Source organism: Amycolatopsis sp. NPDC051106, assembly GCF_040682775.1.
Classification (GTDB): Bacteria; Actinomycetota; Actinomycetes; order Mycobacteriales; family Pseudonocardiaceae; genus Amycolatopsis.
Genome location: NZ_JBFBBQ010000024.1, coordinates 34,151 through 58,799 on the forward strand (window position 1 = coordinate 34,151; position 24,649 = coordinate 58,799).

The following is a 24,649-nucleotide window of genomic DNA, read 5'->3' on the forward strand; positions in this document are numbered from 1 at the left end:
GTTACGCCGCGACCACCTGACGGGGGCTCATCGCCGGATCCGGTCCATGCCGGGGTCGACCAGCGGCTCGGCGGCCACGGTGGCCGCGACCCGGCGGCCGAAGTACTCGATCTCGACGCCGCTGCCGACGTCCGCCGACGCCGGGAGCCAGGCGTAGGCGATCGGCCGGCCGATCGTGTAGCCGTAGGCCGCGCTCGTGACGTAGCCCGAAGCGACCCCGTCGACGAACACCGGTTCCTTGCCCAGCACGACCGTGCGGCCGTCGTCGATCGTCAGGCACCGCAGCCGCCGTGACGCGGTGTCTTCACCGCGGCCTTCGATCGCCGCCCGTCCGAGGAACTCGCCCTTGGCCGGCCGCACCGCGAAGCCGACACCGGCCTCGTACGGGTCGTGCTCGGTCGTCATGTCGGTGCCCCACAGCCGGTAGCCCTTCTCCAGCCGCAGGCTGTTGAAGGCGGCTCGCCCGGCCGCGATGACGCCCAGCGACTGCCCGGCCGCCCACAGCGCGTCCCACAGCCGCAGGCCGTTGTCCGCGCTCGTGTAGATCTCCCAGCCGAGTTCGCCCACATAGGACAGTCGCATCGCGACGACCGGCACCCCGGCGATCCGCGCCTGGCGGGCCCGGAAGTACTTCAACCCGGTGTGCGAGAAGTCTTCCCGGCTCAGCGGCTGCACGAGGTCGCGCGCGAGCGGCCCCCAGACGCCGACGCAGCACGTCCCGCCCGTGATGTCGCGGATCTGCACCCCGGGAGGCGCGTGCTTCACGAGGTGGTCGACGTCGATGTTCCCGTTGATCCCGGCCTGGAAGCGCTCCGGTCCGAGCCGCGCCACCGTGACGTCGCTGCGGATGCCGCCCGCGTCGTCCAGCATCAACGTGTAGGTGACCGACCCGACGGATTTCTCCAGCTGGTTCGTGGTCAGTGACTGCAAGAACTCCAGTGACCCACTTCCGCTGACCTCCACGCGCTTCAGCGGCGTCATGTCGTACAGCGCCACACCGTTGCGCGTGTGCCACGCCTCGGCCGCCGCGATCGGCGAGTGGAACTGCGCCGACCACGCGTCCCGCGCCGGCGGGAGCCAGTCGTGCGGCAGCTTCTTCAGCAGCGGCGCGTTGGCCTCGAACCAGTGTGGCCGCTCCCAGCCCCCCGCCTCCAGGAACACCGCCCCCAGCTCGCGCTGCCGCACGTGGAACGGCGAAACGCGCAGGTCGCGCGGGGAAAGCTTGGGCTGCAACGGGTGCAGGATGTCGTAGACCTCGGCGAAGTTCTGCTGCGAAGTCTCGCTCACGTACGACGGCGCGAGCTGGACGTCCTCGAAGCGGTGGACGTCGACCTCGTGCAGGTCCGTCTCGGAATGCCCGTCGACCAGCAGCTCGGCGACGGCCTTGGCGATGCCCGCGGAGTGCGTCACCCACACCGCTTCGGCGAGCCAGAACCCGCGGACGTCGGCGGACTCCCCGACCAGCGACTGACCGTCCGGGGTGAACGAGAAGATCCCGTTGAAGCCCTCCTCGACCTTGGTCTGCCGCAGCGCGGGCAGGAGCAGCTTGCTCTCCTCCCACGACGGTGCGAAGTCGTCTTCGGTGAACGGCAGCATCGACGGCATCGCCGTCTCCGTCACCGAGGGGTCCAATGTGGACTCATCGACCGGCATCGGCCGGTGCGCGTAGGAGCCGATGCCGATCCGGTCGACGTGCTCGCGGAAGTACAGGTCCTGGTCCTGGTGGCGCAGGATCGGCAGGCTCGCTTCGACCTCCTCGGTGTTGCGCCCGACGAGCTCCGCGACCTGCCCGGTCTTCACGTACTGGTGGGCCAGGGGCAGCAACGGCACGTCCATGCCCACCATCGCGCCGATCTCCCGGCCCCAGAACCCCGCGCACGACACGACGACGTCCGCGGGGAAGTCGCCCTGGTCGGTCCGGACACCGGTGACCCGCCCGCCTTCCTGCAGGACGTCGGTGACACGCGTCGAGCCGACGAACCGGGCACCCCGCGAGGTGGCCCGCTCAGCGAGCACGGCCACCGCCTTCGCCGCCCGGGCCAGCCCGTCGGCCGGCGTGTGCAGTGCGCCGAAGACCTGCGAGCCGTCGAGCAGCGGCCAGCGCCGGACGCACTCGCCGGTGTCGATGAGGGAACCCGGGACGCCCCAGGACTGCGCCCAGCCGTGCTTGCGCTTGAGGTCCTCCCAGCGCGCCGGCGTCGTCGCGACCTCCATGCCGCCGACCTGGAGGAAGCAGTCCAGCTCCAGGAACTTCGAGACGGTGTACTTCGCGAACTCCGTCATCGTCTTGGACGCGTTCGTCTGGAACACCAGGCCGGGCGCGTGCGACGTCGACCCGCCGGTGCGCGGCAGCGGGCCCTGGTCGAGCACGGTGACGTCGGCCCAGCCGCGGGCGGTCAGCTCGTCGGCCAGGTTCGCGCCGACGATGCCGGCGCCGATGATCACGACTTTCGGTGCGGTCATGGCGAACTCCTTCTACCGGAATACGACGGTGCTGTTGCCGTTGAGCAGGACGCGGCGTTCGCAGTGCCACCGCACCGCGCGGGAGAGGGCGAGGGCTTCGGCGTCACGGCCGACGGTCACGAGCTCGCGCGGCGAGTGGGTGTGGTCGACGCGCTGGACCTCCTGCTCGATGATCGGGCCCTCGTCGAGGTCGGGCGTGACGTAGTGCGCGGTCGCGCCGACGTACTTCACGCCGCGGTCGTAGGCCTGGTGGTAGGGCTTGGCGCCCTTGAAGCCGGGCAGGAACGAGTGGTGGATGTTGATCGCGCGGCCTTCGAGCTTCTGGCACAGCTCGTTGGACAGCACCTGCATGTACCGGGCGAGCACCACCAGATCCGCGGCGTACTCCCCGACCAGGTCGAGCAGCCGCTGCTCGGCCTCCGGTTTGGTCTCCGCCGTGACGGGCACGTGCACGAACGGGACGCCGGCCGCCTCGGCCATCGGCCGCAGGTCTTCGTGGTTGGACACGACGACGGCGATGTCCGCGCCGAGGCTGCCCGCGCGCCAGCGGAACAGCAGGTCGTTGAGGCAGTGCCCGAACTTCGAGACCATCACGAGGATCCGCGGCGGCGTCCCGTCGGAGAACCCGAACTCCATCCCGAAGTCGCCGGCTACCGGGGCGAACGCCCGCGTGAGATCGTCCACTGTGGCCGGTCCCGGGCAGGTGAACGACGTGCGCAGGAACAGCGAGCCGCGGACGTCGTCGTCGAACTGCTGGTGCTCGACGATGTCGCAGCCCTGCCCGACGAGGAACGTCGTGACGGCGTGCACGATGCCCGAGCGTTCGGGGCACTTGAGCGTCAGGGTGAAGGTCACGAGACGTACTCCAGACTCGCGTCGGCCAGCCACGCCGCGAAGTAGTTCGCGAACGACTGGCGGACGAGGATCGTGAAGCCCTCTTCCCGCACCATCAGCACGATCCCGGTGCGCGCGAACAGCGTCTGCACGCAGGTGCCGGGCGGCGACACCGCCGGGTCGAGGTCGATCGAGCACCCGTGCGCCAGCACATCCCGCGCGTGCTCCCCGGTCAGCCGCACGACGTTGCGCTGACACGACACGTCCACCACCGCCAAAACCACACTTTCACGGGAAAGTGCGCCCTCCAGGTCGGCACTTTCACGTGAAAGTGCCGGTCCCAGGACGAGGTACTCGTCGGGGCCCATCCAGAGGATGTCGACGCCGTTGCCGGTGGTGAAGGTGCAGGGGGCGGGCAGGGCGACGCCGAGGAGGGTGTCGCCGTCGCGGAGGCGGACGGTGAACTGGGTGCGAAACGGTTCTTCGACCGCGTCAACCGTCACGGCGGGCTCCTTCCTTGTCGAAGAGCACGGATTCGGTCACCGTCACCGGCACCACCTGGTCGCCGACCGGCACGTAGAGCGTTTCGCCGACGCGCTCACGCCCGGAGCGCACCAGGGCCAAGGCGAATGTCCGGCCCAGCGCGGCGCTGTCGTAGCTGGAGGTGACGTGGCCGAGCATCCTTACCGGCGGCTCGGGCACCACTTCCGATTCGATGAGCTGGGAGCCTTCCGGCAGGCGCACCGACGGATCCACCGGGAGCAAACCCACCAGCTGCTTGCGGTCGGGGCGGTTGTTCTCGGCGCGGGCGAAGGACCGCTTGCCGAGGAAGTCCGCCTTCTTCTTGGACACCGCCCACGACATGCCGAGGTCCTGCGGCGTCACCGTGCCGTCGGTGTCCTGGCCGATGATCGGGTAGCCCTTCTCGGCGCGCAGGACGTGCATGGTCTCCGTGCCGTACGGCGTGGCGCCTGTGTCCACTATGGACTGCCAGAGCGCGAGTCCGTAGCACGACGGGACGTTGATCTCGTAGGCCAGCTCACCGGAGAAGCTGATCCGGCAGACGCGGGCGGCGATTCCGGCGACTTCGGCGTCCTGCCAGGTCATGAACCCGAAGGCCTCGTTCGAGACGTCGAGGTCCGGCGCCAAGCGGCCGAGGACTTCCCGGGAACGCGGCCCGACCAGCGGCATCGTGGCCCAGTGCTCGGTGACCGACGTCGCGAAGACGTCGAGGTGCGGCCATTCCGTCTGCAGCCACTCCTCCATCCATTCGAGGACCATCGCCGCGTTGCCGGTCGTGGTGGTGACGAGGAAGCGCTCCTCGCCGACGCGGATGACCGTGCCGTCGTCGATCACCATGCCGTCGACGCCGCACATCACGCCGTAGCGGATCCGGCCGACCTTGAGGGTGCTCATCATGTTCGTGTAGAGCATGTCGAGGAACCAGCCGGCGTCCGGGCCCTGGACGTCGATCTTGCCGAGGGTGGACCCGTCCATGACGGCCACGTCGTTGCGCGCCGCACGGCACTCGCGCCGGACGGCGTCGTGCATCGACTCGCCCGGTCGCGGGTAGTACCACGGCCGCTTCCACTGGCCGACGTTCTCGAACTCGGCGCCGTGCTCGACGTGCCACGGGTGGATCGCCGTGACGCGCACGGGATCGTGCAGCTCACCGCGGTGCCGCCCGGCCAGCGCCGCGAACGGCACGGGCGTGTACGGCGGGCGGAACGTCGTCGGCCGCTGTGTCGCCAAGTCGACACCGAGAGCTTCCGCGGTGATGCCGGCGGCGAGCATGCCGGACGTCTTGCCCTGGTCGTGGGCGGTGCCGATCGTGGTGTAGCGCTTGATGTGCTCCAGCGAGCGCAGCCCGGCGCCGGTGGCACGCAGGACGTCCGACACGGTCGCGTCGCGCTGCTGGTCGACGAACCTGGTGTCCACTTCGGACTCGGGTGCGGGTACCTGCCAGAGGATCTTCGCTTCCGGCAGGCCCTCCCCGGCAGCGGCACCGACCACGCTGACGGTCGGCAGGTTGCCGTCCGGGACGTACGCGCCGAGTTCCGGCGAGTACCGGAGCTTGCCGCGGGCCTGGCTGAACAGGTGCACGGCCGGGTTCCAGCCGCCGGACACGAGCAGCAGGTCGCACTCGACCCGCTCCCCCCGCATCTCCCCCAGTTTCGCCACGTGGGCGGCCGTGATGCGGGAGTCGCCGTCGGTGCCGATGACGCCGTAGCCCTCGCGGGCGTCGACGATCCGCACGATCTCGGCGCCGGCGCCGGCCAGGTCGGAGGCGGCGTCGTACGCGCTGTCGTTGGTGGTGAACACGACCACCCGCCGCCCGGCCAGGACGCCGTAGCGGTTCAGGTACGTGCGCGCGGCACCGGCGAGCATGATGCCGGGGCGGTCGTTGTCCGGGAACACGATCGGCCGCTCGTGGGCACCGGTGGCGATCACGATCTTTCGAGCCCGGATCCGCCACACCCGCTGCCGCGAGATCCGTTCGGGCGCGGCGGGCTCGCCTCGGCGCTCCAAAGCCAGCACGAACCCGTCGTCGTAGATGCCGAACGCCGTGGTGCGCGAGAGGAACCGGACACCCTCCGGAGCTTCGCCGTCGGGCTGGTCGTCCACGAGCAACACCCGGCCCTCGGCTTCGGCCGCGGCAGCGAATCCGGCGGGGCCGGCGCCGATGACCAGGACGTCACAGTGGGCGTGCTTGGCGTCGTACCGCGCCGGATCCGGTTCGGCGGCGAGGCGTCCCCGACCGCGCAGGCCACGGGCCTCCAGGCCGTCGTACAGCTCGACGGTGGTCGCGCTCAGCATCGGCTCCGGGAACGGCGCTTCGATCTGGACGAGGGCGTTCGAGTCCTCGACGCCGGCCGCGACGATGCCGCGCGGCCGACCGTAGGTGATGCTGGTCGCGACCTGGTGGATGCCGTTGGCCAGCAACGCGGAAGCCAGGGTGTCGCCGAGGAAACCGGTCAGCTCGCGGCCGTCGAAGGTGAACTTGAGCGGGACGCCGGACAGCCGGGTCATGAGATCACCGGCCTGGGCTCGTCCAGGCGGTAGACCGCCAGGAGGTCGTGGGTGCGGGTGTCGCGGACGGCGTTGAACCACCGGCGGCAGCCCGCGGAGTGGCTCCAGCGCTCGGCCAGCGGCCCGCTGGGGTTGGCGCGGAAGAAGACGAACTTCGCCCAGTCCTCATCGGACAGTGCGGCCGGGTCTTCGGGGTAGGCGACGTGGGCCTGGCCGCCGTAGTGGAACTCGGCCTCTTCGCGTGGCCCGCACCACGGGCAGGGAATCAGTTGCATCAAAGCTCCTAATGCGCGACGGCGGCGGCGCCGTGTTCGTCGACGAGGGCACCGGTGGTGAACCGGTCGAGGCTGAACGGCTCGGCGTACTCGTGCGGCTTGCCGCGCGCGATGGTGGCCGCGAAGACGTCGCCGACCCCCGGCGTGGCCTTGAAGCCGCCGGTGCCCCAGCCGCAGTTGAGGAACAGGTTCTCGACCGGGGTGAGCCCGACGATCGGCGACGCGTCCGGGCTGACGTCGACGATCCCGGCCCACGTCCGCAGCAGGTGCGCCCGCGCGAACACCGGGAACAGCTCCAGCGCGGCGGCCATCTGCTCCTCGATGATGTGGAACGAGCCGCGCTGGCCGTAGCCGCTGTAGCTGTCGATGCCGGCGCCCATCACGAGTTCGCCCTTGTGCGCTTGGGAAACGTAGACGTGCACGGCGTTCGACATGACGACCGTCGGGTGGATCGGCTCCAGCAGCTCGGACACCAGCGCCTGCAACGGGTGCGACACGAGCGGCAGGTCGAGACCCACCATGCGGGCCAGCACCGACGAGTGCCCGGCGGCGCACAGCGCGACCTTGCCGGCGACGATCCGGCCCCTCGACGTCTCGACCGCGGTAACTCGGCCCTGCACCGTCGAAATACCGGTGACCTCGCAGTTCTGGATGAGGTCGACCCCCATTTCGTGGGCGGCGCGGGCGAAGCCCCAGGCCACGTAGTCGTGCTTCGCGATGCCCGCGCGTGGCTGGTAGGTCGCGCCGAGCACCGGGTACCGGACGTCCGGGGCGGTGTTGACGATCGGGCAGAGCTCCTTGACGCCGGCCGCGTCCACCCATTCGGCGTCGATGCCGTTGAGCTTGTTGGCCTCCACGCGGCGGACGCTGTCGCGGACGTCCTGCAGGCTGTGCGCCAGGTTCAGCACCCCGCGCTGGCTGAACAGGATCGGGTAGCCGAGGTCCTCTTCGAGGCCTTCCCACAGCTTGAGGGAGTGCTCGTAGATGCCGGAACTCTCGTCCCAGAGGTAGTTGGAGCGGATGATCGTGGTGTTGCGGGCCATGTTCCCGCCCGCGAGCCAGCCCTTCTCGAGCACGGCGACGTTTGTGATGCCGTGCACCTTGGCCAGGTAGTACGCGGTGGCGAGCCCGTGTCCGCCGCCACCCACGACGACGACGTCGTAGGCCGGTTTCGGGTCGGGGTTGTCCCAGAGGAAGTCCGGGTGCTCCGGCAGGTCGGTCATCGCGCACCCTTCGTGGTCGACTTCTGATATATCAATCGTCGATGTAGGCTAAGCGGCGTGCACCCACAGGTCAATGCCCCTTCGCTGGCGGAACAGGCGTACGTCTTCATCCGCGACCGGCTGGTCATGCTCGACATCGCGCCGGGCTCCCCCCTCAACGAAGAGGAGCTCGGCAGCGAACTCGGCATGGGCCGGACGCCGATCCGCGAAGCGCTGAAACGGCTGGAGTCCGAACGCCTGGTCGTCGCCTACCCGCGGCGGGGGACGTTCGCCACCGACGTCCACATCTCCGACCTCGCGCACATCTCCGAGGTGCGGCGGACGTTGGAGCCGATGGCCACGGCAGCCGCCGCCGAGCGCGCGACCGAGGCCGACCGGGCTGCGCTCACCGAGCTGCGCGCGCAGCTCGACGCCGGGGTCCCCGCGGGGGACAACGCCGAACTGCTGCGCACCGACCTCGCCCTGCACCGGGCGATCTACCGGTGCGTGCACAACCCGTTCCTCGAGGACACGCTGATCCGGTACGACAACCTCGCGACCCGGATCTGGTGCGTGTTCGTGCCCCGGCTGTCCGGGATGGCCGGCCACGTCGACGAGCACGTCCCGCTCCTCACCGCGATCATCGAAGGCGACGCCGAGAAGGCCGCCGCGCTCACCCTCGAGCACGTCGCCGGCTTCGAGGCCGCCATCCGGGCGTTGATCTAGACCGCCAGCCGCGTCTTGACCCAGTCGTGGAACGCGCCGATGTGGTGCTCGCTGGGCACGAGCACCCCGCCGTTGACGTAGGAACGTGAGTCCATCGCGAGCTGGCAGCGCTCGCACGCCTCGAAGTCCTGCAGGTTGACGCGGTGGAACAGCTCGACCGAGCGCGTCAGGTCTTGGCCGGATTCGACGACTTCGGGCAGGTAGAGCCAGTCGCAGCGCACCAGCGTCCGGTCGGGGGCCAGCGGGAACATCCGGTGGAGGATCACGTGGTCCGGGACGAGGTTGACGAAGACGCCCGGCTTGATCGTGATGGCGTAGTACTTGCGGTCCTGGGCGTCGGTGACGCCGGGGAGCCGGTCGACGCCTTCGCCGCCGTCGATGGTGAAGCCCTGGATCTCGCCGCCGAACTCGGCGCCGTGGCCGACGTAGTACTGCGCGGCGTACCCGTCCGCGAACTCCGGGAGGACCTCGGTGAGCTCGGGGTGGATCGTCGCGCAGTGGTAGCACTCCATGAAGTTCTCGATGATCTGTTTCCAGTTCGCCTTCACGTCGTACTCGATGCGCTTGCCCAGCGCCAGGCCGTCGATGCCGTAGGCGTCGATCACTTCGGCGCTGCCGAGGCGTTCGGTGACGGCGCCGACGACGGTCTCCTCGAACGACGGCGGCTCGTCGGCCAGGCAGACCCAGGCGTAGCCGAGCCACTCGCGCAGGTGGACCTTCGTCAGGCCGAACTCGGTGCGGTCGACGTCCGGCATGCCGGTGAGGTTGGGCGCGGCGATGAGCTTGCCGTCGAGACCGTACGTCCAGGCGTGGTACGGGCACTGGAAAGCACGCTTGACGCTGCCGCTTTCGGACGTGCAGAGCCGGGCGCCGCGGTGGCGGCAGACGTTGAGGAACGCGGTCAGCTTCCCGTCCCGCCCGCGCGAGACGAGGACGCTCTCCTTGCCGACCTGGACGGTCTCGAACGACCCGGGCCCCGCGAGGTCCGCGCTGCGCACGGCGCAGAACCAGCCGGCCTCGAAGATCTTCGCCTGCTCCAGCGCGAAGACCGCCGGATCGGTGTAGGCGGAGCCCGGCAGGGTGGCCAGCAGGCTCGGCGGGAGATCGGTAGTGGTCACCGGCGTGGTCCTCTCCGCGGATCAGTTCCGGAGTTGCGCAGAACGCGTCTTGTTGCTCACTCCGGAACAGAGTGACTGCCACCCAGGACCGCTGTCAACCCAAGTTTTTCAACGCCCACCACAGGTTTCGGGCATGTTTCACCCACACGGCGTGACCGGACCCGTAACTCGCGTGATCGAAGACGGAACTCGCGAGTTACGGCTTCAATCACGCGAGTTCCGTGCTCGATCACGCGGGTTACGAGTTGGCCGGGCCGTGGATGGCTCGGCGGAAGAGGGTTTCGATCTCTTCGCGGGTCGGGCGGGGGTCGGCGAGGGCCGCCTGCATCAGGAGGCCACAGAACAGGCCGGCCAGGAGACGGCCGGTCAGCGGGTCGGTGCGGGAGCCGAAGAACGCGATGAGCGCCTCATCCCAGGCCGCGCTCGCCTTGCGGAGCGCCGGCCGGTGCAGGGCCGCGACGTACAGGTCGTACTCGACGACCGTGTCCCGGTACTGCTCGTTGATGTAGCCCATGACCAGGTCGGAGAGGGCCGCGGCGAAGTCGGCGTCCGGCGGGAGCGCCGACTCCCACTCCTTCAACGCGTGGACGTTCTTCTCGGCGGCCTCGTGCAGGGCCACCTCCAGCAGGTCGTCCAGGGTCGCGAAGTGATAGGTCGTCGAGCCCAGCGGCACCCCCGCCGCCGCCGCGACCGACCGGTGCGTGACCCCGTCGATCCCCCGCTGGGCGACGACCTCGATCGCCGCCTTGGCGATCCGCGCCCGCCGCTCGGGGTCGTTCGGGCCGCGACGCCGGGCGCCGGGTTCGGTCTTCGTCATCGAAGCCCCCTTGTGGACATCTGTACACGCTTCGCGTACAAATGTACGCACTCAAGGCACCGAGCAGCCACTACCGATCCGGAAGGGGCCGCATGAAGGACCTTTACGTCGACGGCGTCTGGACTGACGCCGAAAGTCACTCCGACGTGCTGAACCCCGCGACCGGCCAGGTGATCGAACAGGTCGCCGAAGCCGGCCGCGAGGAGGTCGACGCCGCCGTCAGAGCCGCTGAGCGGGCCTTCGACGAGGGCCCGTGGCGCCGGACCACGGCCACCGAGCGCGGCGAACTGCTGCGCAAGGTAGCCGGCCTGCTCGTCCGCGACCGCGAAGAACTCGCCCGCACCGAGAGCCTCGACACCGGCAAGACGCTGGGCGAAGGCCGCATCGACATCGACGACGTGACGAACGTCTTCCGCTACTACGCCGACCTCGCCGGCAAGGACGCCGGACGCTTGGTCGACGCGGGCAGCGCGACCGTCGTCAGCCGGATCGTGCACGAGCCGGTCGGCGTCTGCGCGCTCATCGCGCCGTGGAACTACCCGCTGCTGCAGATGTCCTGGAAGGTCGCGCCCGCCCTGGCCGCGGGCAACACCGTCGTGCTCAAGCCCAGCGAGGTCACGCCGCTGACCACGATCAAGCTCGTCGCCCTGCTGGAAGAGGCCGGGACGCCGCCGGGTGTGGTCAACCTGCTGCTCGGCGACGGCCGGGTCGGCGCGGCGATGGTCGAGCACCCGGGTGTCGACCTGGTCTCCTTCACCGGCGGCTACGCGACCGGCGAGAAGATCATGACGGCCGCCGCGAAGGGCGTCCGCCGCGTCGCCCTCGAGCTCGGCGGCAAGAACCCGAACGTGGTGTTCGACGACGCCGACTACGACACCGCCCTCGACTACGCGCTGATGGCCGCGTTCGTCCATTCGGGACAGGTCTGCTCAGCGGGCGCGCGCTTGATCATCCAGGATGGGATCCATGACCGGTTCGTGGCGGACCTCGCCGCGCGCGCCGACAAGATCCGGGTCGGCGACGGCCTCGACCCCGCGACCGAGACGGGCCCGCTCGTCTCGGCGCAGCACCGCGCCAAGGTGGAGGGCTACATCGAAAGCGCTCTCAAGGAAGGCGCCACGCTCCGGGCGGGCGGCAAGCGCCCCGAAGGACCGGAGTACGAAAACGGTTTCTTTCTCCGCCCGACCGTGTTTTCCGGCTGTACCAGGGACATGACGATCGTCCGGGAAGAGGTCTTCGGCCCGGTCGTCACCGTGGAACGCTTCGCGCACGAGGCCGACGCGATCGCGCTGGCCAACGACACCGAGTACGGGCTCGCCGGGGCCGTGTGGACGTCGGACGCGTCCCGCGCCCAGCGGGTCGCCGGGGCCCTGCGCCACGGCACCGTGTGGATCAACGACTACCACCCCTACCTGCCGCAGGCGGAGTGGGGCGGGTTCGGCCGGTCCGGCATCGGCCGCGAGCTCGGACCGTCCGGGCTGGCGGAGTACCAGGAGAGCAAGCACGTCTACCAGAACATCGATCCCGTTCCGCAGCACTGGTTCAAGGGATGACTCCCACCACGTGAGGACGCCACGATGACCACACAGGAAAAGCCGGACGCCGCGCCCGACGACAGCTCCGACCTCGAAAAGTTCGGGTACCGGCAGGAACTCGAACGCTCCCTCGGCTCCTTCTCCAGCTTCGCCGCCGGGTTCTCCTACATCTCGATCATGACCGGCGTGTTCCAGCTGTTCTTCTTCGGCTTCGGCGCGGGCGGCCCGGCGTTCATCTGGACCTGGCCCCTGGTCTTCATCGGCCAGCTCGCCGTCGCGCTCTGCTTCGCCGAACTCGCGGGCCAGTTCCCGCTCGCCGGCTCGGTGTACCAATGGGCGAAACAGATCGCGAAACCCGCGACGTCGTGGCTGGCCGGCTGGATCATGATCATCGGCGCGATCGTCACGGCCGGCGCCGTCGCGGTCGCCTACCAGATCATCCTGCCGCAGGTCTCGACCGCGTTCCAGATCGTCGGCAGCGACTCCGACGCCGGGCTGACGTCCACCCCGGGCGGCGCGCAGAACGCCATCATCCTGGCCCTGGTGCTGGTCGTGTTCGCCACGATCGTGAACGTCATCGGCGTCAAGCTGATGGCGAAGATCAACAACTTCGGCGTCGCGGTGGAGCTGTCCGCGGTCATCCTGCTGATCATCGCGCTGGCGATCCACATCAAGCGCGGCCCGCAGGTGGTCTTCGAGACGCACGCCACGGGTGACGGTCACTCGCTCGGGTACCTCGGGGCGTTCCTGGTGGCGTCGCTGATGAGCGCGTACGTCTTCTACGGCTTCGACACCGCGGGTTCGCTCGCCGAAGAAACCACCCAGCCGCGCAAGCACGCGCCGCGCGCGATCCTGCGGGCGATCACGGCGTCGTTCATCGTCGGCGGCCTGGTGATGCTGGTCGGCATGATGGCCGTGGGCGACATCAACGCCGAAGAGCTGAGCACGTCCGGCATGCCGTACCTGCTGAAGAGCACGCTCGGTACCGGGCTGGGCAACGCCTTCCTGATCTGCTCGGCGATCGCGATCACCGTGTGCTGCCTCGCCGTGCAGACCGCGGCGATCCGGATGGCGTGGGCGATGGCCCGCGACGGCCGGCTGCCGTTCAGCAAGGCGATGGCGAAGGTGTCGCCGCGGTCGAAGACGCCGGTCCTGCCGGCGCTGCTCACCGGCGGCCTGACCGTCGTGGTGCTGCTGATCAACCTCGGCAACCAGCGCGCGTTCTTCATCCTGACCTCGACGGCGATCATCCTGTTCTACATCCCCTACCTGATGGTCACCGGCCCGATGCTGCTGCGCCGCCTGCGCGGGCAGTGGCCGCGTCCCGGGCACGGCCCGTACTTCAAGCTCGGCCGCTGGGGCACGCTGGTGAACCTGGTCGCGGTCGTCTACGGCGCCGGGATGACGGTCAACCTGATCTGGCCGCGCGCCGAGGTCTACGGCGACGACCACTGGTACTTCCAGTGGGGCGCGGTGATCGTCACCGGGCTGATCGTGATCATCGGTGCGATCATGCTGTACGTCCGGCGCGGCACGTGGGGCTCGTCGCACACGAGTCCCGAGCACATGCCCGACAACGCCCCGGACACCTTGCCCGGCTGAGGAGGCCCCATGAGTTCCGAAACCTACGACTTCGTCATCGTCGGCGGTGGTTCGGCGGGCTGCGCGCTGGCGAACCGGCTTTCCGCGGACCCGGCGAACAAGGTCCTGGTCCTGGAAGCCGGGCGGTCCGACTACAAGTGGGACGTCTTCATCCACATGCCGGCCGCGCTGACCTTCCCGATCGGGTCGAAGTTCTACGACTGGGGCTACCGCAGCGAGCCCGAGCCGCACATGAACCGCCGCCGCATCTACCACGCGCGCGGCAAGGTGCTCGGCGGGTCGTCCAGCATCAACGGGATGATCTTCCAGCGCGGCAACCCCATGGACTACGAGCGCTGGGCGAGCGACCCCGGGATGTCCACTTGGGACTACGCGCACTGCCTGCCGTACTTCAAGCGCATGGAAAACTGCCTCGCCGACGCGCCGGACGGGCAGTGGCGCGGCCACGACGGGCCCCTCGAACTGGAACGCGGCCCGGCGTCGAATCCCTTGTTCCAGGCGTTCTTCGACGCCGCCGAGCAAGCGGGCTACCCGCGCACCGACGACGTCAACGGCTACCGGCAGGAGGGCTTCGCGGCCTTCGACCGCAACGTCCGAAAAGGACGGCGGCTGTCCGCGGCCGGCGCTTACCTGCACCCGGTGGAGAACCGGCCCAACCTCACGGTGAAGACGCACGCGTTCGTGTCGCAGATCCTCTTCGACGGCACCCGCGCGATCGGCGTCGAGTACGCCGAAGGCCGCGGGGTGCCGGGTGAGGTGTACGGCAAGGAGATCATCCTCTGCGGCGGCGCGATCAACAGCCCGCAGCTGCTGCAGCTGTCCGGCGTCGGCAACGCGGCCGACCTGGAGAGGCTCGGCATCGACGTCGTGAAGGACCTGCCGGGCGTCGGCGAGAACCTGCAGGACCACCTGGAGGTGTACATCCAGTACGCCTGCAAGCAACCGGTGTCGATGCAGCCGTCGCTGGCGAAGTGGAAGCGGCCCTACATCGGCGCGCAGTGGCTGTTCCTGCGGTCCGGACCCGCTGCCACGAACCACTTCGAGGGCGGCGGGTTCGTCCGCTCGAACGACGAGGTGAAGTACCCGAACCTGATGTTCCACTTCCTGCCGGTGGCGATCCGCTACGACGGTTCGGCACCCACGGAAGGGCATGGCTACCAGGTGCACGTCGGCCCGATGTACGCCGACACCCGCGGCTCGGTGAAGATCACCTCGACCGACCCGCGGCAGCACCCGGCGCTCAAGTTCAACTACCTCTCGACCGAGAACGACCGTCGCGAGTGGGTCGAAGCCGTGCGGGTGGCGCGGAAGATCCTCAACCAGGCCGCGCTGGAGCCGTACAACGGCGGGGAGATCTCGCCGGGGCCGTCGGTGGACTCCGACGAGGAAATCCTCGACTGGGTCGCCAAGGACGCCGAGACGGCGCTGCACCCGTCGTGCACGACGAAGATGGGCGTGGACGACATGTCCGTCGTCGACCCGCAGACGATGCGGGTGCACGGCACCGAGGGCCTGCGCGTCGTCGACGCGTCGGTCATGCCCTACATCCCCAACGGCAACATCTACGCGCCGGTGATGATGACCGCCGAGAAGGCGGCCGACCTCATCCTCGGCAACACCCCGCTCGCCCCGGTCAAGACGCCGTTCTACCGCCACGGCGAACCGTTACGTCACTGACGAAATGCATCTTTCCTAGGGAAAGCTCCGCCTTCGGCCCCCAAACCCGCCACTTTCAGGACGAAAGTGGCGGGTTTGGCGTGCCCGGATTGCTCGGTGACGTGGGCGGAAACTACCGGGGCGTACCCCCTTGACGACGCCCTTCCCGGGATTCAGACTTTGTTGCGGATCACAGTTGATGTTCCCCTATGCGCAACAGTCTCGGAGGACCCCATGATTCGCGCGTGCACGGTGGACGAGCTGCCCCCGGGTGAGTCCGTCCGAGTCCCCGGGTCTCCCGCCATCGCGGTGTTCCACACCGAAGACGGGGAGCTGTACGCCATCGACGACACGTGCACCCACCAGGACGCCTCCCTGGCCGACGGCTGGCTCGAGGGCTGCTTCGTCGAGTGCCCGCTGCACGCGGCGATGTTCGACCTGCGCACGGGCATGCCGAGCTGCCTGCCGGCGAAGGAGCCGGTCCGGACGTACTCCGTGGTCGTCGACGACGGTGTCATCTACGTGCGGAGTGCCGCGAAAGAGGACGCCGCGTGAAGCGCGTCGCGGTCGTCGGCGCGTCGCTCGCCGGGGTCCGCGCCGCGCAAGAGCTGCGCGCGCAGGGCTACGACGGCGGCATCGTGCTGATCGGCGACGAGCCCCACCTGCCCTACGACCGGCCGCCGCTGTCGAAGGCGTTCCTCGCCGGGACGGCCTCGCGGGCCTCGCTGGAGCTGCTCGACGCCGGCGACCTGGCGTCGCTGGCGCTGGACTTCCGGCTCGGCGTGCGGGCCACGGCCCTGGAGCCGGCCGCGCGTCGAGTACTGCTGTCGGACGGCGGTTCCGTGCACGCGGACGGCGTCGTCATCGCCACCGGCGGTCGTGCCCGGACTTTGCCGGGCTTCGAAGGCGCCCACACGCTGCGGACGCTCGACGACGCCCTCGCTTTGCGCGCGGCCTTGGTGCCCGGAGTCCGGGTGGCGATCGTCGGGGCCGGGTTCATCGGGGCCGAGGTGGCCTCGACGTGTCGTTCGCTGGGCCTCGAAGTGGTCGTCTTGGAGGCTTTGGCCGCGCCTTTGGCGCCCGTGCTGGGCCCGGAGCTGGCTTCGGTGTGCGCCCGGCTGCACGCCGACCACGGCACGGACCTGCGCTGCGGGGTGTCGGTGACCGGCATGGACGCGGCCGGCGTCCGCTTGGCCGACGGCTCGCTCGTGCCGGCCGACGTGGTCGTGACGGGCGTCGGCATGACCCCCGCGACGGACTGGCTGGCCGGGTCCGGGTTGAAGGTCGGCAACGGCGTCCACACCGACGCCGGCCTGGTCACGGACCTGCCTCAGGTGGTCGCGATCGGCGACGTCGCGCGCTATCACGCCGACGGCGCCGGACGGCGGCACGAGCACTGGACGAACGCGTCGGAGCAGGCACCCGTCGCGGTGGCGAACCTGCTGGCCGGCCGCACCGAGCGCACCTACACACCGAGCGGTTACGTCTGGTCGGACCAGTATTCGGGGCGGTTGCAGCTCGCCGGCCACCCGCGTCCCGGCGACTCGCTCTCGTTCGTGGACGGCGACCCGGCGTCCTCGTCGTTCGTGGCCGTCTGGGCGCGCGAAGGTGCCACCGTCGGCGTGTTCGCGTTGAACAACCCGAAACTGTTCAACCGGCTCCGACGTCCGCTTCGCGTTCAGGCGGCTGCCTGAAAGTCTCAACCGGCGGTTCAAAGATACGCTTCAGGCACATGGAGCTGACCTTGGCCGAGCTGCGGGCCTTGACGGGCTGGGCGGCCGACTGCGCTTCGCGGGCGTTGCCGTTGTACGAGTCGCGGGTCCCCGGCGATCCTCGTCCCCGGGAAGCGATCTCGGCTGCGCAGGAGTTCGCTTCGGGCGCTCCGCGCACGAAGCTGCTTCGCACGGTCGCCTGGGCCGCGCTCGCGGCAGCCGGCGAAACCTCCGACGCGGTGGCGGCCGCCGCGGCCCGCGCCGCCGTCGGTGCGGCGGGGGCGGCTTACCTGCACCCGCTGGAGTCGCCGCACCAGGTGAAGCACATCGTCGGCCCCGCGCAGCAGTCGGCGCTGGCTCACGAACTGGCCGGCGGCGACGCGGAAGCCGAGCTCGGCTGGGCGCTCGACCACGCACCACCGGCGGTCCGGGACATCCTGCGCCGCTTCCCGGAAGGCAAGCCCGGCCGGACCCGCCTGGGCGAACTGCACCGCCGCTTGGAGTCGGCTCTCCGCGCCTGAGCGATCAGGTGACGGTCGGGCGTTCGACGACCACGGTGGCCATCAGGGAGTGCCCGACGCCGAGGCCTTGCTGCGTTTGCTGTTCGCACGCGAACAGTTCCGTCGCCAGCTGTTTCGCGTGCTCGGCCGACGGCAAGCCCTGCCCGTCGCGGGCGGCCGTGGTGATGATCCGGTTCCAGCGTTCGGCGAAGGCCGCGAAGAACAGCTCGACCTGTCGCGGCGCGTGTCCGGCGGGAGGGTCGAAGCGCAGCTGCGTGGGGACGATGTCGGTGCTGCCGCGGGCGAGTTCGTTGAGGAGAGTGCGGTAGGGCGGGATCGCCGGGTTGAACGACCGGGTGGCGGTGTGCCGGCCGGCGAGGACGGACCGGTCGGTGAACGTCGTCCCGCCCAGCCGGGCACCGGCCCGGGTCGCGGCTTCGACGAGCGCCTCGTCGAGCGACCTGCGGTCGAAGAAGCTCATCTGGTCCTGCAGGGTTTCGGTCGCGTCCTCGAAGAAGCTCATGTTGTACGACCAGCGGGTCTCCGGCCACTTCGGCGTCCACTCGACCGAGTAGCGGCCGAGGACGTCGACGATGATCACGGCGCTGTCGCGGGTCTCGACGATCCGCCGCATGAGGCCGGTCAGGACCTCGACGACGTCCTCGTGGGGCAGGTGGGAGTAGGGCACGCCGCAGGACAGGTAGAGGTCGAAGTCGCCCGCGGGGAGTTCGGCCCGCATGTCCGCGACGGCGAACGTGGCCGGCCGTCCCGCGTGGAGCGCACGTGCCGTGTCGACCATGTCGGGGTCGAGGTCGACCCCGAGGTAGTCGAGGGTGTTCTCGCCGGTCAGCGGGGCGAGGGGGCCGTGCGGCTCGGTCAGCAGGGCCAGGCCGTCTCCCGTGCCGCAGCCGACGTCGAGCACCCGCAGCGGCCGGCCGGGCTCGGGCCGGAGCCGGGTGATGGCGTCACGCAGCACGCGGTGGGTGACGATTTCTTCCAGCATCGTCTTGACCGGGTCGCGCCTCTTGGGCGACGTGTAGTGGGCCGTTGCGGCGCGGTAGGACATGATCGAAACGTAGTTCATCGCCGTCGCCGGCCGGGGCGGAATTCGCTAGAGGGCCAGTTCGCCGAGGTCGGATTCCAGCCTCGCGCGCCAGGTCCAGCGCCGGTCGCCGGTGTCCGTGTCCTCGCCCGCCGGTGGGCCCAGGGGCAACGCCGGGTCGACGATCCCGAACGTCACCCGGTAAGCCAGCACCGACGCCGCCGTGCGGATCCACGCGTCTCCCGACGCACCCGCCGGTGGGGACACGCCGAGAGCGTGGCCGAACCACGTCGGCAGCAGCGCGTTCGAGCCCAGCGCGTCCGTGATCCGGGTCCGCAGCCGCACCTGCAGGTCGTGCCACGCGCGCTCGGCGCGCTCCAGCTGCGGCACGATCCGCGCCTCGACCGCGTCCGCTTCGCGCAAGGCCAGCCGCGCCTGGTCCGCCGCCGCGGCCGCCGCCGGGATCTCCTCGTCCAGCAGCGTCCGGCGCCGCGTCGACAACGCCCGCAACCGGGACTCCGCATCTCCGCGAGCCCGCGAAGCACGGTCCGTCGACGCCAGGACGCGCATCACCTCGAGCAGGTCCGCATCGCACTGCGCGTGCGCCGCGAGCACCGAATCCAAACGAACAATTTCCTGCTCGTGCCGGGCGCGCTGCTCCTTCGTGACGAGCTCCTTGTGCAGGTCGTCCCAGCGCGCCGCCTCCTTCGCGAGCGCCCGGGTCTCCGCGCCGACGTCGTCGAGGTTGATCCGCGGCACGCCGTCGGCCACGCGGACCGCGCGCTCCAGGGCCTGCACCTGCTGCTGCAGCCGCTCCAGCTGGCGGCCGAGCAGGTCGATCCGGTCCTCCTGGCGGTGGCCGCCGCCGCTCTCGAGCCGCTCGGTCAGGTCGGCGACGCCCTGGCGCAAGCGGTCGTCGGACTCCTCGACGGCCGCGCGCAACCCGTCGACCGCCGCGAACAGCTCGTCGAGGTCGCGCCGCGTCGAGTCGACGGGCTCCGCGTACTCCTGCGTGAACTCGGGATCTTCGCCGTAGGTCGCGTAGCCGTGGCTCATGGGATCCGGCTTTCCCGCCACAGCAAGCCGCACGTGACCGCGACGCCCAGGGCCATGAGGATCGTGCAGACGACGGCCCCGGACCACGGAACCAGCGCCAAGACCAGCACCCCGGCCGTGCCGGAGCCCGCCCACGCCGCCCGTGTCCGCTCGCGGATGACGTCGCCGACGCGGCGGACCGGGCCGAAACCGATCCACGCACCCGCCGCGAACAGCGGGACGAGCGCGAGCAGCCACACCGGCGACAGGACGTCGAACAGCACGAGCGCCGCGGCGCCCAGCGGCACCAGCACCGGCGCGGCCGCGAAGTAGACGACCGCGCGCTGCGTCGCCGCGTGCCGCGACTCGAGCTCGGCGTTCGCGAGCCGGTGCTTCGCCTCGTCGAACGCCACCTCGGAGTCGAGCAGGCGGTGGGCCGTCGCGACGAGCTCGTCCATCGCGTCGACGTCGGCGGGCGGGGTCGCCAGCCCGTCCCGCAGGTCCTGCTTGAGCCGGCCCACGCGCGCTTCGGCCTGATCGCGGTCGTGCTGGGCTGGAGTCGTCACGCGAACACTTTAAGTGCCACGAGCGTCCCCACCGGCCAACGCGCGCGGTGAGTCGTTACAGCTCGCCCAGGGCCGTGACCGGCGATTCGACGCAGTCCGCGACGAACCGCAGGAACCCGCCCGCCGTGCCGCCGTCGCAGACGCGGTGGTCGAACGCCAGCGTCAGCTCGCAGACCTTCCGCACGGCCAGCGCGCCGTCGACCACCCACGGCCGGTCGATGATCCGGCCGATGCCGAGGATCGCGGCTTCGGGGTGGTTGATGATCGCGGCCGAGCCGTCGACGCCGAAGACGCCGTAGTTGTTCACGGTGAACGTGCCGCCGGTGAGATCCGCGGGCGTCAGCTTGCCGTCGCGCGCGGTGCGGGCGCGGTCGCCGATCGCCGCCGAGAGGTCCCGGGTCGACAGCTCCCCCGCGTCCCGCACGACCGGGACGACCAGCCCGCGGTCGGTCTGCGCCGCGAAGCCGAGGTGGATCTCTTCCAGCAGCACGATTTCGTCGCCGTCGACGCGCGAATTCAGTTCGGGGAACCGGCGAAGCCCCGCGACGGCGAACCGCGCGATCAGCCCGAGCAGGCTGACCGGCCGGTCCGTCTTGGCGTTCAGGGCCGCCCGCGCGGCGACCAGCCCGGACGCGTCGACGTCCACCCACACCGTGGCCTCGGGGATCTCCCGCCGGGACGTCGTGAGCTTGTCCGCGACGGCCTTGCGGACCCCGGTGAGCGGAATGCGCTTGCCCTTCGCGGCGGGCTTCTTCAGTGTTGCGTTCTTGAGGGCTGCCTCCACGTCGGCGCGGCGGATGATCCCGTCGGGGCCGCTCGGGGTGAGCCGGGCGAGGTCGATCCCGTTGTCGGAAGCCAGCTTCCGGACGAACGGCGAGATCACGCCGGGCGCCTTGGCCTTCGGCGCGGGCGCTTCGACGCGGCGGACGCGCTTGCGCCGGGTCGCCGGCGCGGTGCCGTAGCCGATGAGGACGTTGCCGCTCCCCGACGACGCCGCTGCCGTCGTGACACCCGGCTCGGCGAACCCGCCGACGGACAGCAGCGGCGCGCCGACCGGCAGCAGCTGCCCCGGCTCGCCGTGCAGCGCCGACACGACGCCCGCGAACGGCACGGGCACTTCGACCGCCGCCTTCGCCGTCTCGACCTCGACGACGATCTGGTCGACCTTGACCGTGTCGCCGACGTTGACGTGCCAGTTGAGGATCGCCGCCTCGGTCAGGCCCTCTCCGAGGTCCGGCAGGAGGAAGTCAGGCACCGGCCACCACCGGGGTGTCGTGCCACTGCAGGCGCGCGATCGTGTCGAGGATCCGGTCGACGTCGGGCAGCATGTGCCGCTCCAGCTTCGGCGCCGGGTACGGGATGTCGAGCCCGGTCACGCGCAGCACCGGCGCGTGCAGCTGGTGGAAGCACTGCTCCGTGACGCGAGCGACGACCTCGGCGCCGTAGCCGCCGAAACCGGCGGCCTCGTGCACCACGACGGCCCGCCCGGTCCGGCGCACGGACGCCGTCACGGTCTCGTCGTCGAACGGGCTCAAGGAACGCAGGTCGACGACCTCGACGTCCCAGCCCTCGGCGGTCGCGGCTTCGGCGGTTTCCATGGCGGTGGCGACCATCGGGCCGTACGCGATGAGCGTGACGTCCTTGCCCGGCCGCCGCACCACGGCCTTGTCCATGGCCGGGCCGTTGCGGGTGAAGGTGACGTCCTCGCCCGACCAGTAACGGGCCTTGGGCTCGAGGAAGACGACCGGGTCCGGCGACTCGATGGCGTCGCGGAGCAGGTCGTAGGCGTCCTGCGCGGTGCCCGGCGTGACGACGCGCAGGCCCGGCGTGTGCGTGTAGTAGACCTCGCTGGAGTCGCAGTGGTGCTCGACGCCGCCGATGCCGCCGGCGTAGGGAATGCGGATCACCATCGGCAGCGAGAGCGCGCCGCGGGTGCGGTTGCGCAGCTTCGCCACGTGCGAGGTGATCTGCTCGAACGCCGGGTAGGCGAAGGCGTCGAACTGCATCTCGACGACCGGGCGGAAGCCGCCCATCGCCATCCCGACGGCGAACCCGACGATGCCGGACTCGGCCAGCGGCGTGTCGAAGCAGCGGTCTTCGCCGAAGTCGGCGGTGATGCCGTCGGTGACCCGGAAGACGCCGCCGAGCGTGCCGACGTCCTCGCCGAACACGAGCACCCGGTCGTCGTCCTTGAGCGCGTCCCGCAGGGCCGCGTTGAGCGCCTGCGCCATCGTGGTCGTCATCAGGCCTCCAGTTCGGCCGCGACCATCGCCCGCTGGCGCTGCAGCTGGCGGGTCGGCTCGGCGTAGACGTGGTCGAACAGCGACATCGGGTCGAGCTCGGCGTCGGCGTTCAGGGTGTCGCGGACGGACTGGGCGAACTCTTCGGCTTCGGCGTGGCAGAGCTCGATCTCGTTCTCGGTGAGGGCGTCGCCGAGGTAGGTCTCGAGGCGCTTGAGGGGGTCGGCTTCGCGCCACTTCGCGACTTCGTCCGCGTCGCGGTAGCGGGTGGCGTCGTCGGCGTTGGTGTGGGCGTCGATGCGGTAGGTGTGGGCCTCGACGAGGACCGGTCCCTTGCCTTCGCGGGCGTGCTTCACCGCGTCGTCGAGGACGGCGAGGACCGCGACGGCGTCGTTGCCGTCGACCTGCTCCGAGCGCATGCCGTAGCCGATTCCCTTGTACGCCAACGCGGGCGCCGCGCTCTGCTTCTCGAAGGGGACGGAGATGGCGTAGCCGTTGTTCTGCACGAAGAACACCACGGGCGCCTTGAAGACGGCGGCGAAGTTGAGCGCCTCGTGGAAGTCGCCTTCGCTGGTGGCGCCGTCCCCGATCATCGCGAGCGCGACGGCGTCTTCGCCGCGTCGCTGCATCGCGTGCGCGAGACCGGCGGCGTGCAGAGTCTGCGTCGCGAGCGGAGTGCACTGGGGCGCTACGCGCGTCTCGGTGGGGTTGTAGCCGCAGTGCGCGTCGCCGCGAAGCAGCGTCAGGACTTCGCCGGGCTCCAGGCCGCGCGCGACGAGAGCGACGGAGTCCCGGTAGGTGGGGAAGAGCCAGTCGTTGTCCTGCAGGGCGAGCGCGGCGGCGACCTGGCAGGCCTCCTGGCCGGCGCTGGAGGGGTAGACGGCGAGGCGGCCCTGCTTGGTGAGCGCGGTCGCCTGGACGTCGAACCGGCGGCCCAGGACCATCAGCCGGTAAGCGGCTTTCAGGCGGTCTTTCGCAGGCTCGGCGTACTCGCCGTGCTGGTCGGCGCGCGTCCCGTCCTCGGCGACGAACCGCACCGGCGACACGGACGGCAGCAGGGTCTCCACGGCCATGGCGCACACCACCTCTCGCAGACATATGATGCTGAAATGGTGGTTCCTGGTGATCGTCTGTTCAAGGGTTCGCGGAAATGAGCGACAAACGGTCTGCTTCGATGCCTTCCGGTGACCAACCGTCCAACGACGCGCGGACCCAGGGGGCGCTTCCGGGACGAACGGTCCCGGCCCTGGACGAGGTCGACCGGGCGATGCTGGCGGAGCTGTCTTCGGACGGCCGCCTGGCGGTCCGGGCGCTGGCCGAGAAGCTGCACATCTCGCGCACGAACGCGTACGCGCGGTTGGAGCGGTTGATGGCGGAAGGGGTGGTCACGGGCTTCGGCGCGCGGATCGACCCGCGCCGGGCCGGGCTGGGCACGTCGGCGTACATCATGGTGACGGTGGAGCAGACGTCGTGGCGCACGATGGCGACGGACCTGCACGAGATCCCGTACGTCGACCACGTGGCCCTGGTCGGCGGCGACTTCGACATCCTGCTGCTGGTCCGGACACCGGACAACCAGACGCTCCGGGACGTCGTCCTGGAGCGGCTGCAGGCCCTGGAGGGCGTGCGGTCGACGCGGACGTGGCTGATCTTCGAGGAACTGCCGGGCTCGGTACTGAGCTGACACCGTGTCGCCCCGCCAGTCACGCGAGATGCCCCTCCAATCACGCGAGTTCCGCCTTCAATCACGCGAGTTCCGGGTCAGGTCACGCGTGCTGCGTGCAGGGGGTGACTGGGCCGGCCGGGACGTGCTGGACGTCGGCTGCGGCGACGGGTTCCATCTGCCGCGCTTCGCGCGCGACGCGCGTTCGGTGCTCGGGGTAGAGCCCCATGTACCCGGAGGGACGACTCGCGTACCTGGAGGGTCGGCTCGCGTGATCGAGGGGGCGGCTTGCGTGATCAGGAAGTCGACTCGCGGTCCTCGAACGTCCACACCAGAACCGTCTGCCCTTCCTCCGCCAGCCCGCCAGCCCCGCGGTAGGTCGACAGAGCCGCCGCGTTGTCCGCCGACATCACCACCCTCATGCCGTGACAACCGCGCTCCCGGCCCACCTCGGCCAACGCCGTCACGAGGGCCCGGCCGATCCCCGCCCCCGGAACCCGGCGTCGACACCCAGCTCGTACAGGAACATCTCCGTCCCCTTGTCCTGGTGCGTCATCTCGACCCCCGTCACCATTCCCGCCGGCTCGTCGTTCACATACGCGATCAGCAAGTTATGCCCCTCGGACGCGAGGA

23 protein-coding genes and 2 pseudogenes are annotated in these 24,649 nt (G+C 70.2%); 9 read left to right on the top strand and 16 right to left on the bottom strand.

Features of this window, described 5'->3' with window-relative positions; all coding sequences use genetic code 11:
- Positions 1 to 27: 27 nt before the first annotated feature.
- The 6 genes from AB0M83_RS19945 to AB0M83_RS19970 are packed head-to-tail and all read right to left on the bottom strand — an operon-like array spanning position 28 to position 7,825.
- Complete coding sequence (locus AB0M83_RS19945; protein WP_364518996.1) at positions 28 to 2,463, bottom strand: FAD-dependent oxidoreductase; 2,436 nt, start codon at positions 2,461 to 2,463, stop codon at positions 28 to 30.
- Positions 2,464 to 2,475: 12 nt separating this feature from the next.
- Positions 2,476 to 3,318 (bottom strand): formyltetrahydrofolate deformylase, encoded by an 843-nt coding sequence (purU, locus tag AB0M83_RS19950; protein ID WP_364518998.1) that lies wholly within the window; start codon positions 3,316 to 3,318, stop codon positions 2,476 to 2,478.
- Positions 3,315 to 3,800 carry a sarcosine oxidase subunit gamma family protein gene (locus AB0M83_RS19955; RefSeq protein WP_364519000.1) on the bottom strand — a complete coding sequence of 162 codons (486 nt, stop codon included), beginning with the start codon at positions 3,798 to 3,800 and terminating at the stop codon, positions 3,315 to 3,317. Before AB0M83_RS19955 ends, purU begins: the two co-directional genes overlap by 4 nt.
- A complete protein-coding gene (locus AB0M83_RS19960) occupies positions 3,790 to 6,327 on the bottom strand; it encodes a 2Fe-2S iron-sulfur cluster-binding protein (protein WP_364519002.1) in 2,538 nt (845 codons plus the stop codon). Before AB0M83_RS19960 ends, AB0M83_RS19955 begins: the two co-directional genes overlap by 11 nt.
- Positions 6,324 to 6,602, bottom strand: a complete 279-nt coding sequence (locus tag AB0M83_RS19965; protein ID WP_284746047.1) for a sarcosine oxidase subunit delta — start codon at positions 6,600 to 6,602, stop codon at positions 6,324 to 6,326. Before AB0M83_RS19965 ends, AB0M83_RS19960 begins: the two co-directional genes overlap by 4 nt.
- 8 nt (positions 6,603 to 6,610) lie before the next feature.
- Entirely contained in the window at positions 6,611 to 7,825 is a 1,215-nt protein-coding gene (locus AB0M83_RS19970) for a sarcosine oxidase subunit beta family protein (RefSeq protein WP_364519004.1), read from the bottom strand.
- 57 nt (positions 7,826 to 7,882) lie between these two features.
- Between AB0M83_RS19970 and AB0M83_RS19975 the strand changes: the two genes are divergently transcribed.
- Positions 7,883 to 8,530, top strand: a complete 648-nt coding sequence (locus tag AB0M83_RS19975) for a GntR family transcriptional regulator (protein WP_364519006.1) — start codon at positions 7,883 to 7,885, stop codon at positions 8,528 to 8,530.
- On the opposite strand, the gene AB0M83_RS19980 is transcribed toward AB0M83_RS19975, so the two are convergent.
- Together AB0M83_RS19980 and AB0M83_RS19985 are read right to left on the bottom strand one after the other, a co-directional pair.
- Positions 8,527 to 9,648 (bottom strand): aromatic ring-hydroxylating dioxygenase subunit alpha, encoded by a 1,122-nt coding sequence (locus AB0M83_RS19980; protein WP_364519008.1) that lies wholly within the window; start codon positions 9,646 to 9,648, stop codon positions 8,527 to 8,529. The two genes, AB0M83_RS19975 and AB0M83_RS19980, sit on opposite strands and share 4 nt — an antisense overlap.
- Before the next feature lie 238 nt (positions 9,649 to 9,886).
- Positions 9,887 to 10,465, bottom strand: coding sequence for a TetR family transcriptional regulator (locus tag AB0M83_RS19985; protein ID WP_364519010.1), 579 nt, complete (start codon positions 10,463 to 10,465; stop codon positions 9,887 to 9,889).
- Positions 10,466 to 10,557: 92 nt separating this feature from the next.
- Between AB0M83_RS19985 and AB0M83_RS19990 the strand changes: the two genes are divergently transcribed.
- The 6 genes from AB0M83_RS19990 to AB0M83_RS20015 all read left to right on the top strand — a co-directional run bounded on the left by AB0M83_RS19990 (position 10,558) and on the right by AB0M83_RS20015 (position 17,491).
- Positions 10,558 to 12,018, top strand: a complete 1,461-nt coding sequence (locus AB0M83_RS19990) for an aldehyde dehydrogenase family protein (RefSeq protein ID WP_364519012.1) — start codon at positions 10,558 to 10,560, stop codon at positions 12,016 to 12,018.
- Positions 12,019 to 12,042: 24 nt separating this feature from the next.
- Positions 12,043 to 13,602 carry an amino acid permease gene (locus AB0M83_RS19995; protein ID WP_364519014.1) on the top strand — a complete coding sequence of 520 codons (1,560 nt, stop codon included), beginning with the start codon at positions 12,043 to 12,045 and terminating at the stop codon, positions 13,600 to 13,602.
- A gap of 9 nt (positions 13,603 to 13,611) precedes the next feature.
- The gene (betA, locus tag AB0M83_RS20000) at positions 13,612 to 15,279 is read left to right on the top strand and encodes a choline dehydrogenase (protein WP_364519016.1); all 1,668 of its coding nucleotides are present in this window, start codon (positions 13,612 to 13,614) and stop codon (positions 15,277 to 15,279) included.
- 213 nt (positions 15,280 to 15,492) lie between these two features.
- Positions 15,493 to 15,813: a bifunctional 3-phenylpropionate/cinnamic acid dioxygenase ferredoxin subunit gene (locus AB0M83_RS20005; protein WP_364519018.1), complete on the top strand. Its 321-nt coding sequence runs from the start codon at positions 15,493 to 15,495 to the stop codon at positions 15,811 to 15,813.
- Positions 15,810 to 16,952, top strand: a complete 1,143-nt coding sequence (locus tag AB0M83_RS20010; RefSeq protein WP_364519020.1) for an FAD-dependent oxidoreductase — start codon at positions 15,810 to 15,812, stop codon at positions 16,950 to 16,952. Before AB0M83_RS20005 ends, AB0M83_RS20010 begins: the two co-directional genes overlap by 4 nt.
- A gap of 38 nt (positions 16,953 to 16,990) precedes the next feature.
- The gene (locus AB0M83_RS20015) at positions 16,991 to 17,491 is read left to right on the top strand and encodes a putative immunity protein (protein WP_364519022.1); all 501 of its coding nucleotides are present in this window, start codon (positions 16,991 to 16,993) and stop codon (positions 17,489 to 17,491) included.
- A gap of 4 nt (positions 17,492 to 17,495) precedes the next feature.
- Here AB0M83_RS20015 and AB0M83_RS20020 read toward each other — a convergent pair whose 3' ends face one another.
- Genes AB0M83_RS20020 through pdhA form a run of 6 tightly spaced genes read right to left on the bottom strand, consistent with a single transcriptional unit; the run spans position 17,496 to position 23,426 of the window.
- Entirely contained in the window at positions 17,496 to 18,536 is a 1,041-nt protein-coding gene (locus tag AB0M83_RS20020) for a class I SAM-dependent methyltransferase (protein ID WP_364519024.1), read from the bottom strand.
- Positions 18,537 to 18,581: 45 nt separating this feature from the next.
- Positions 18,582 to 19,568 carry a hypothetical protein gene (locus AB0M83_RS20025; RefSeq protein ID WP_364519025.1) on the bottom strand — a complete coding sequence of 329 codons (987 nt, stop codon included), beginning with the start codon at positions 19,566 to 19,568 and terminating at the stop codon, positions 18,582 to 18,584.
- Positions 19,565 to 20,113, bottom strand: a complete 549-nt coding sequence (locus tag AB0M83_RS20030; protein ID WP_364519027.1) for a hypothetical protein — start codon at positions 20,111 to 20,113, stop codon at positions 19,565 to 19,567. The genes AB0M83_RS20025 and AB0M83_RS20030 overlap by 4 nt, the downstream gene beginning before the upstream one ends.
- A 55-nt stretch (positions 20,114 to 20,168) precedes the next feature.
- Complete coding sequence (locus AB0M83_RS20035) at positions 20,169 to 21,368, bottom strand: dihydrolipoamide acetyltransferase family protein (RefSeq protein WP_364519029.1); 1,200 nt, start codon at positions 21,366 to 21,368, stop codon at positions 20,169 to 20,171.
- The gene (locus AB0M83_RS20040) at positions 21,361 to 22,356 is read right to left on the bottom strand and encodes an alpha-ketoacid dehydrogenase subunit beta (protein WP_364519031.1); all 996 of its coding nucleotides are present in this window, start codon (positions 22,354 to 22,356) and stop codon (positions 21,361 to 21,363) included. The genes AB0M83_RS20035 and AB0M83_RS20040 overlap by 8 nt, the downstream gene beginning before the upstream one ends.
- On the bottom strand, positions 22,356 to 23,426 hold the full coding sequence (pdhA, locus tag AB0M83_RS20045) for a pyruvate dehydrogenase (acetyl-transferring) E1 component subunit alpha (RefSeq protein WP_364519033.1): 1,071 nt from the start codon (positions 23,424 to 23,426) through the stop codon (positions 22,356 to 22,358). The genes AB0M83_RS20040 and pdhA overlap by 1 nt, the downstream gene beginning before the upstream one ends.
- 101 nt (positions 23,427 to 23,527) lie before the next feature.
- Between pdhA and AB0M83_RS20050 the strand changes: the two genes are divergently transcribed.
- On the top strand, positions 23,528 to 24,037 hold the full coding sequence (locus tag AB0M83_RS20050; protein ID WP_364519101.1) for an Lrp/AsnC family transcriptional regulator: 510 nt from the start codon (positions 23,528 to 23,530) through the stop codon (positions 24,035 to 24,037).
- Positions 24,038 to 24,122: 85 nt separating this feature from the next.
- A pseudogene (locus AB0M83_RS20055) lies at positions 24,123 to 24,251 on the top strand (DUF1698 domain-containing protein); the annotation flags it as partial.
- A gap of 61 nt (positions 24,252 to 24,312) precedes the next feature.
- Here AB0M83_RS20055 and AB0M83_RS20060 read toward each other — a convergent pair.
- On the bottom strand, positions 24,313 to 24,438 hold the full coding sequence (locus AB0M83_RS20060; RefSeq protein WP_364519105.1) for a hypothetical protein: 126 nt from the start codon (positions 24,436 to 24,438) through the stop codon (positions 24,313 to 24,315).
- Between the two features lie 3 nt (positions 24,439 to 24,441).
- Positions 24,442 to 24,590 (bottom strand): annotated as a pseudogene (locus AB0M83_RS20065) (GNAT family N-acetyltransferase); the annotation flags it as partial.
- Between the last annotated feature and the right edge of the window lie 59 nt (positions 24,591 to 24,649).

What these genes read in the sequence shown, in the direction of transcription:
- AB0M83_RS19945 (WP_364518996.1), bottom strand. Translation starts at nt 2,463, where the DNA reads ATGACCGCACCGAAAGTCGTGATCATCGGCGCCGGCATCGTCGGCGCG.
- AB0M83_RS19960 (WP_364519002.1), bottom strand. Translation starts at nt 6,327, where the DNA reads ATGACCCGGCTGTCCGGCGTCCCGCTCAAGTTCACCTTCGACGGCCGC.
- AB0M83_RS19965 (WP_284746047.1), bottom strand. Translation starts at nt 6,602, where the DNA reads ATGCAACTGATTCCCTGCCCGTGGTGCGGGCCACGCGAAGAGGCCGAG.
- AB0M83_RS19970 (WP_364519004.1), bottom strand. Translation starts at nt 7,825, where the DNA reads ATGACCGACCTGCCGGAGCACCCGGACTTCCTCTGGGACAACCCCGAC.
- AB0M83_RS19985 (WP_364519010.1), bottom strand. Translation starts at nt 10,465, where the DNA reads ATGACGAAGACCGAACCCGGCGCCCGGCGTCGCGGCCCGAACGACCCC.
- AB0M83_RS19990 (WP_364519012.1), top strand. Translation starts at nt 10,558, where the DNA reads ATGAAGGACCTTTACGTCGACGGCGTCTGGACTGACGCCGAAAGTCAC.
- AB0M83_RS19995 (WP_364519014.1), top strand. Translation starts at nt 12,043, where the DNA reads ATGACCACACAGGAAAAGCCGGACGCCGCGCCCGACGACAGCTCCGAC.
- betA (WP_364519016.1), top strand. Translation starts at nt 13,612, where the DNA reads ATGAGTTCCGAAACCTACGACTTCGTCATCGTCGGCGGTGGTTCGGCG.
- AB0M83_RS20005 (WP_364519018.1), top strand. Translation starts at nt 15,493, where the DNA reads ATGATTCGCGCGTGCACGGTGGACGAGCTGCCCCCGGGTGAGTCCGTC.
- AB0M83_RS20015 (WP_364519022.1), top strand. Translation starts at nt 16,991, where the DNA reads ATGGAGCTGACCTTGGCCGAGCTGCGGGCCTTGACGGGCTGGGCGGCC.
- AB0M83_RS20020 (WP_364519024.1), bottom strand. Translation starts at nt 18,536, where the DNA reads ATGTCCTACCGCGCCGCAACGGCCCACTACACGTCGCCCAAGAGGCGC.
- AB0M83_RS20025 (WP_364519025.1), bottom strand. Translation starts at nt 19,568, where the DNA reads ATGAGCCACGGCTACGCGACCTACGGCGAAGATCCCGAGTTCACGCAG.
- AB0M83_RS20040 (WP_364519031.1), bottom strand. Translation starts at nt 22,356, where the DNA reads ATGACGACCACGATGGCGCAGGCGCTCAACGCGGCCCTGCGGGACGCG.
- pdhA (WP_364519033.1), bottom strand. Translation starts at nt 23,426, where the DNA reads ATGGCCGTGGAGACCCTGCTGCCGTCCGTGTCGCCGGTGCGGTTCGTC.
- AB0M83_RS20050 (WP_364519101.1), top strand. Translation starts at nt 23,528, where the DNA reads ATGCCTTCCGGTGACCAACCGTCCAACGACGCGCGGACCCAGGGGGCG.
- AB0M83_RS20060 (WP_364519105.1), bottom strand. Translation starts at nt 24,438, where the DNA reads ATGAGGGTGGTGATGTCGGCGGACAACGCGGCGGCTCTGTCGACCTAC.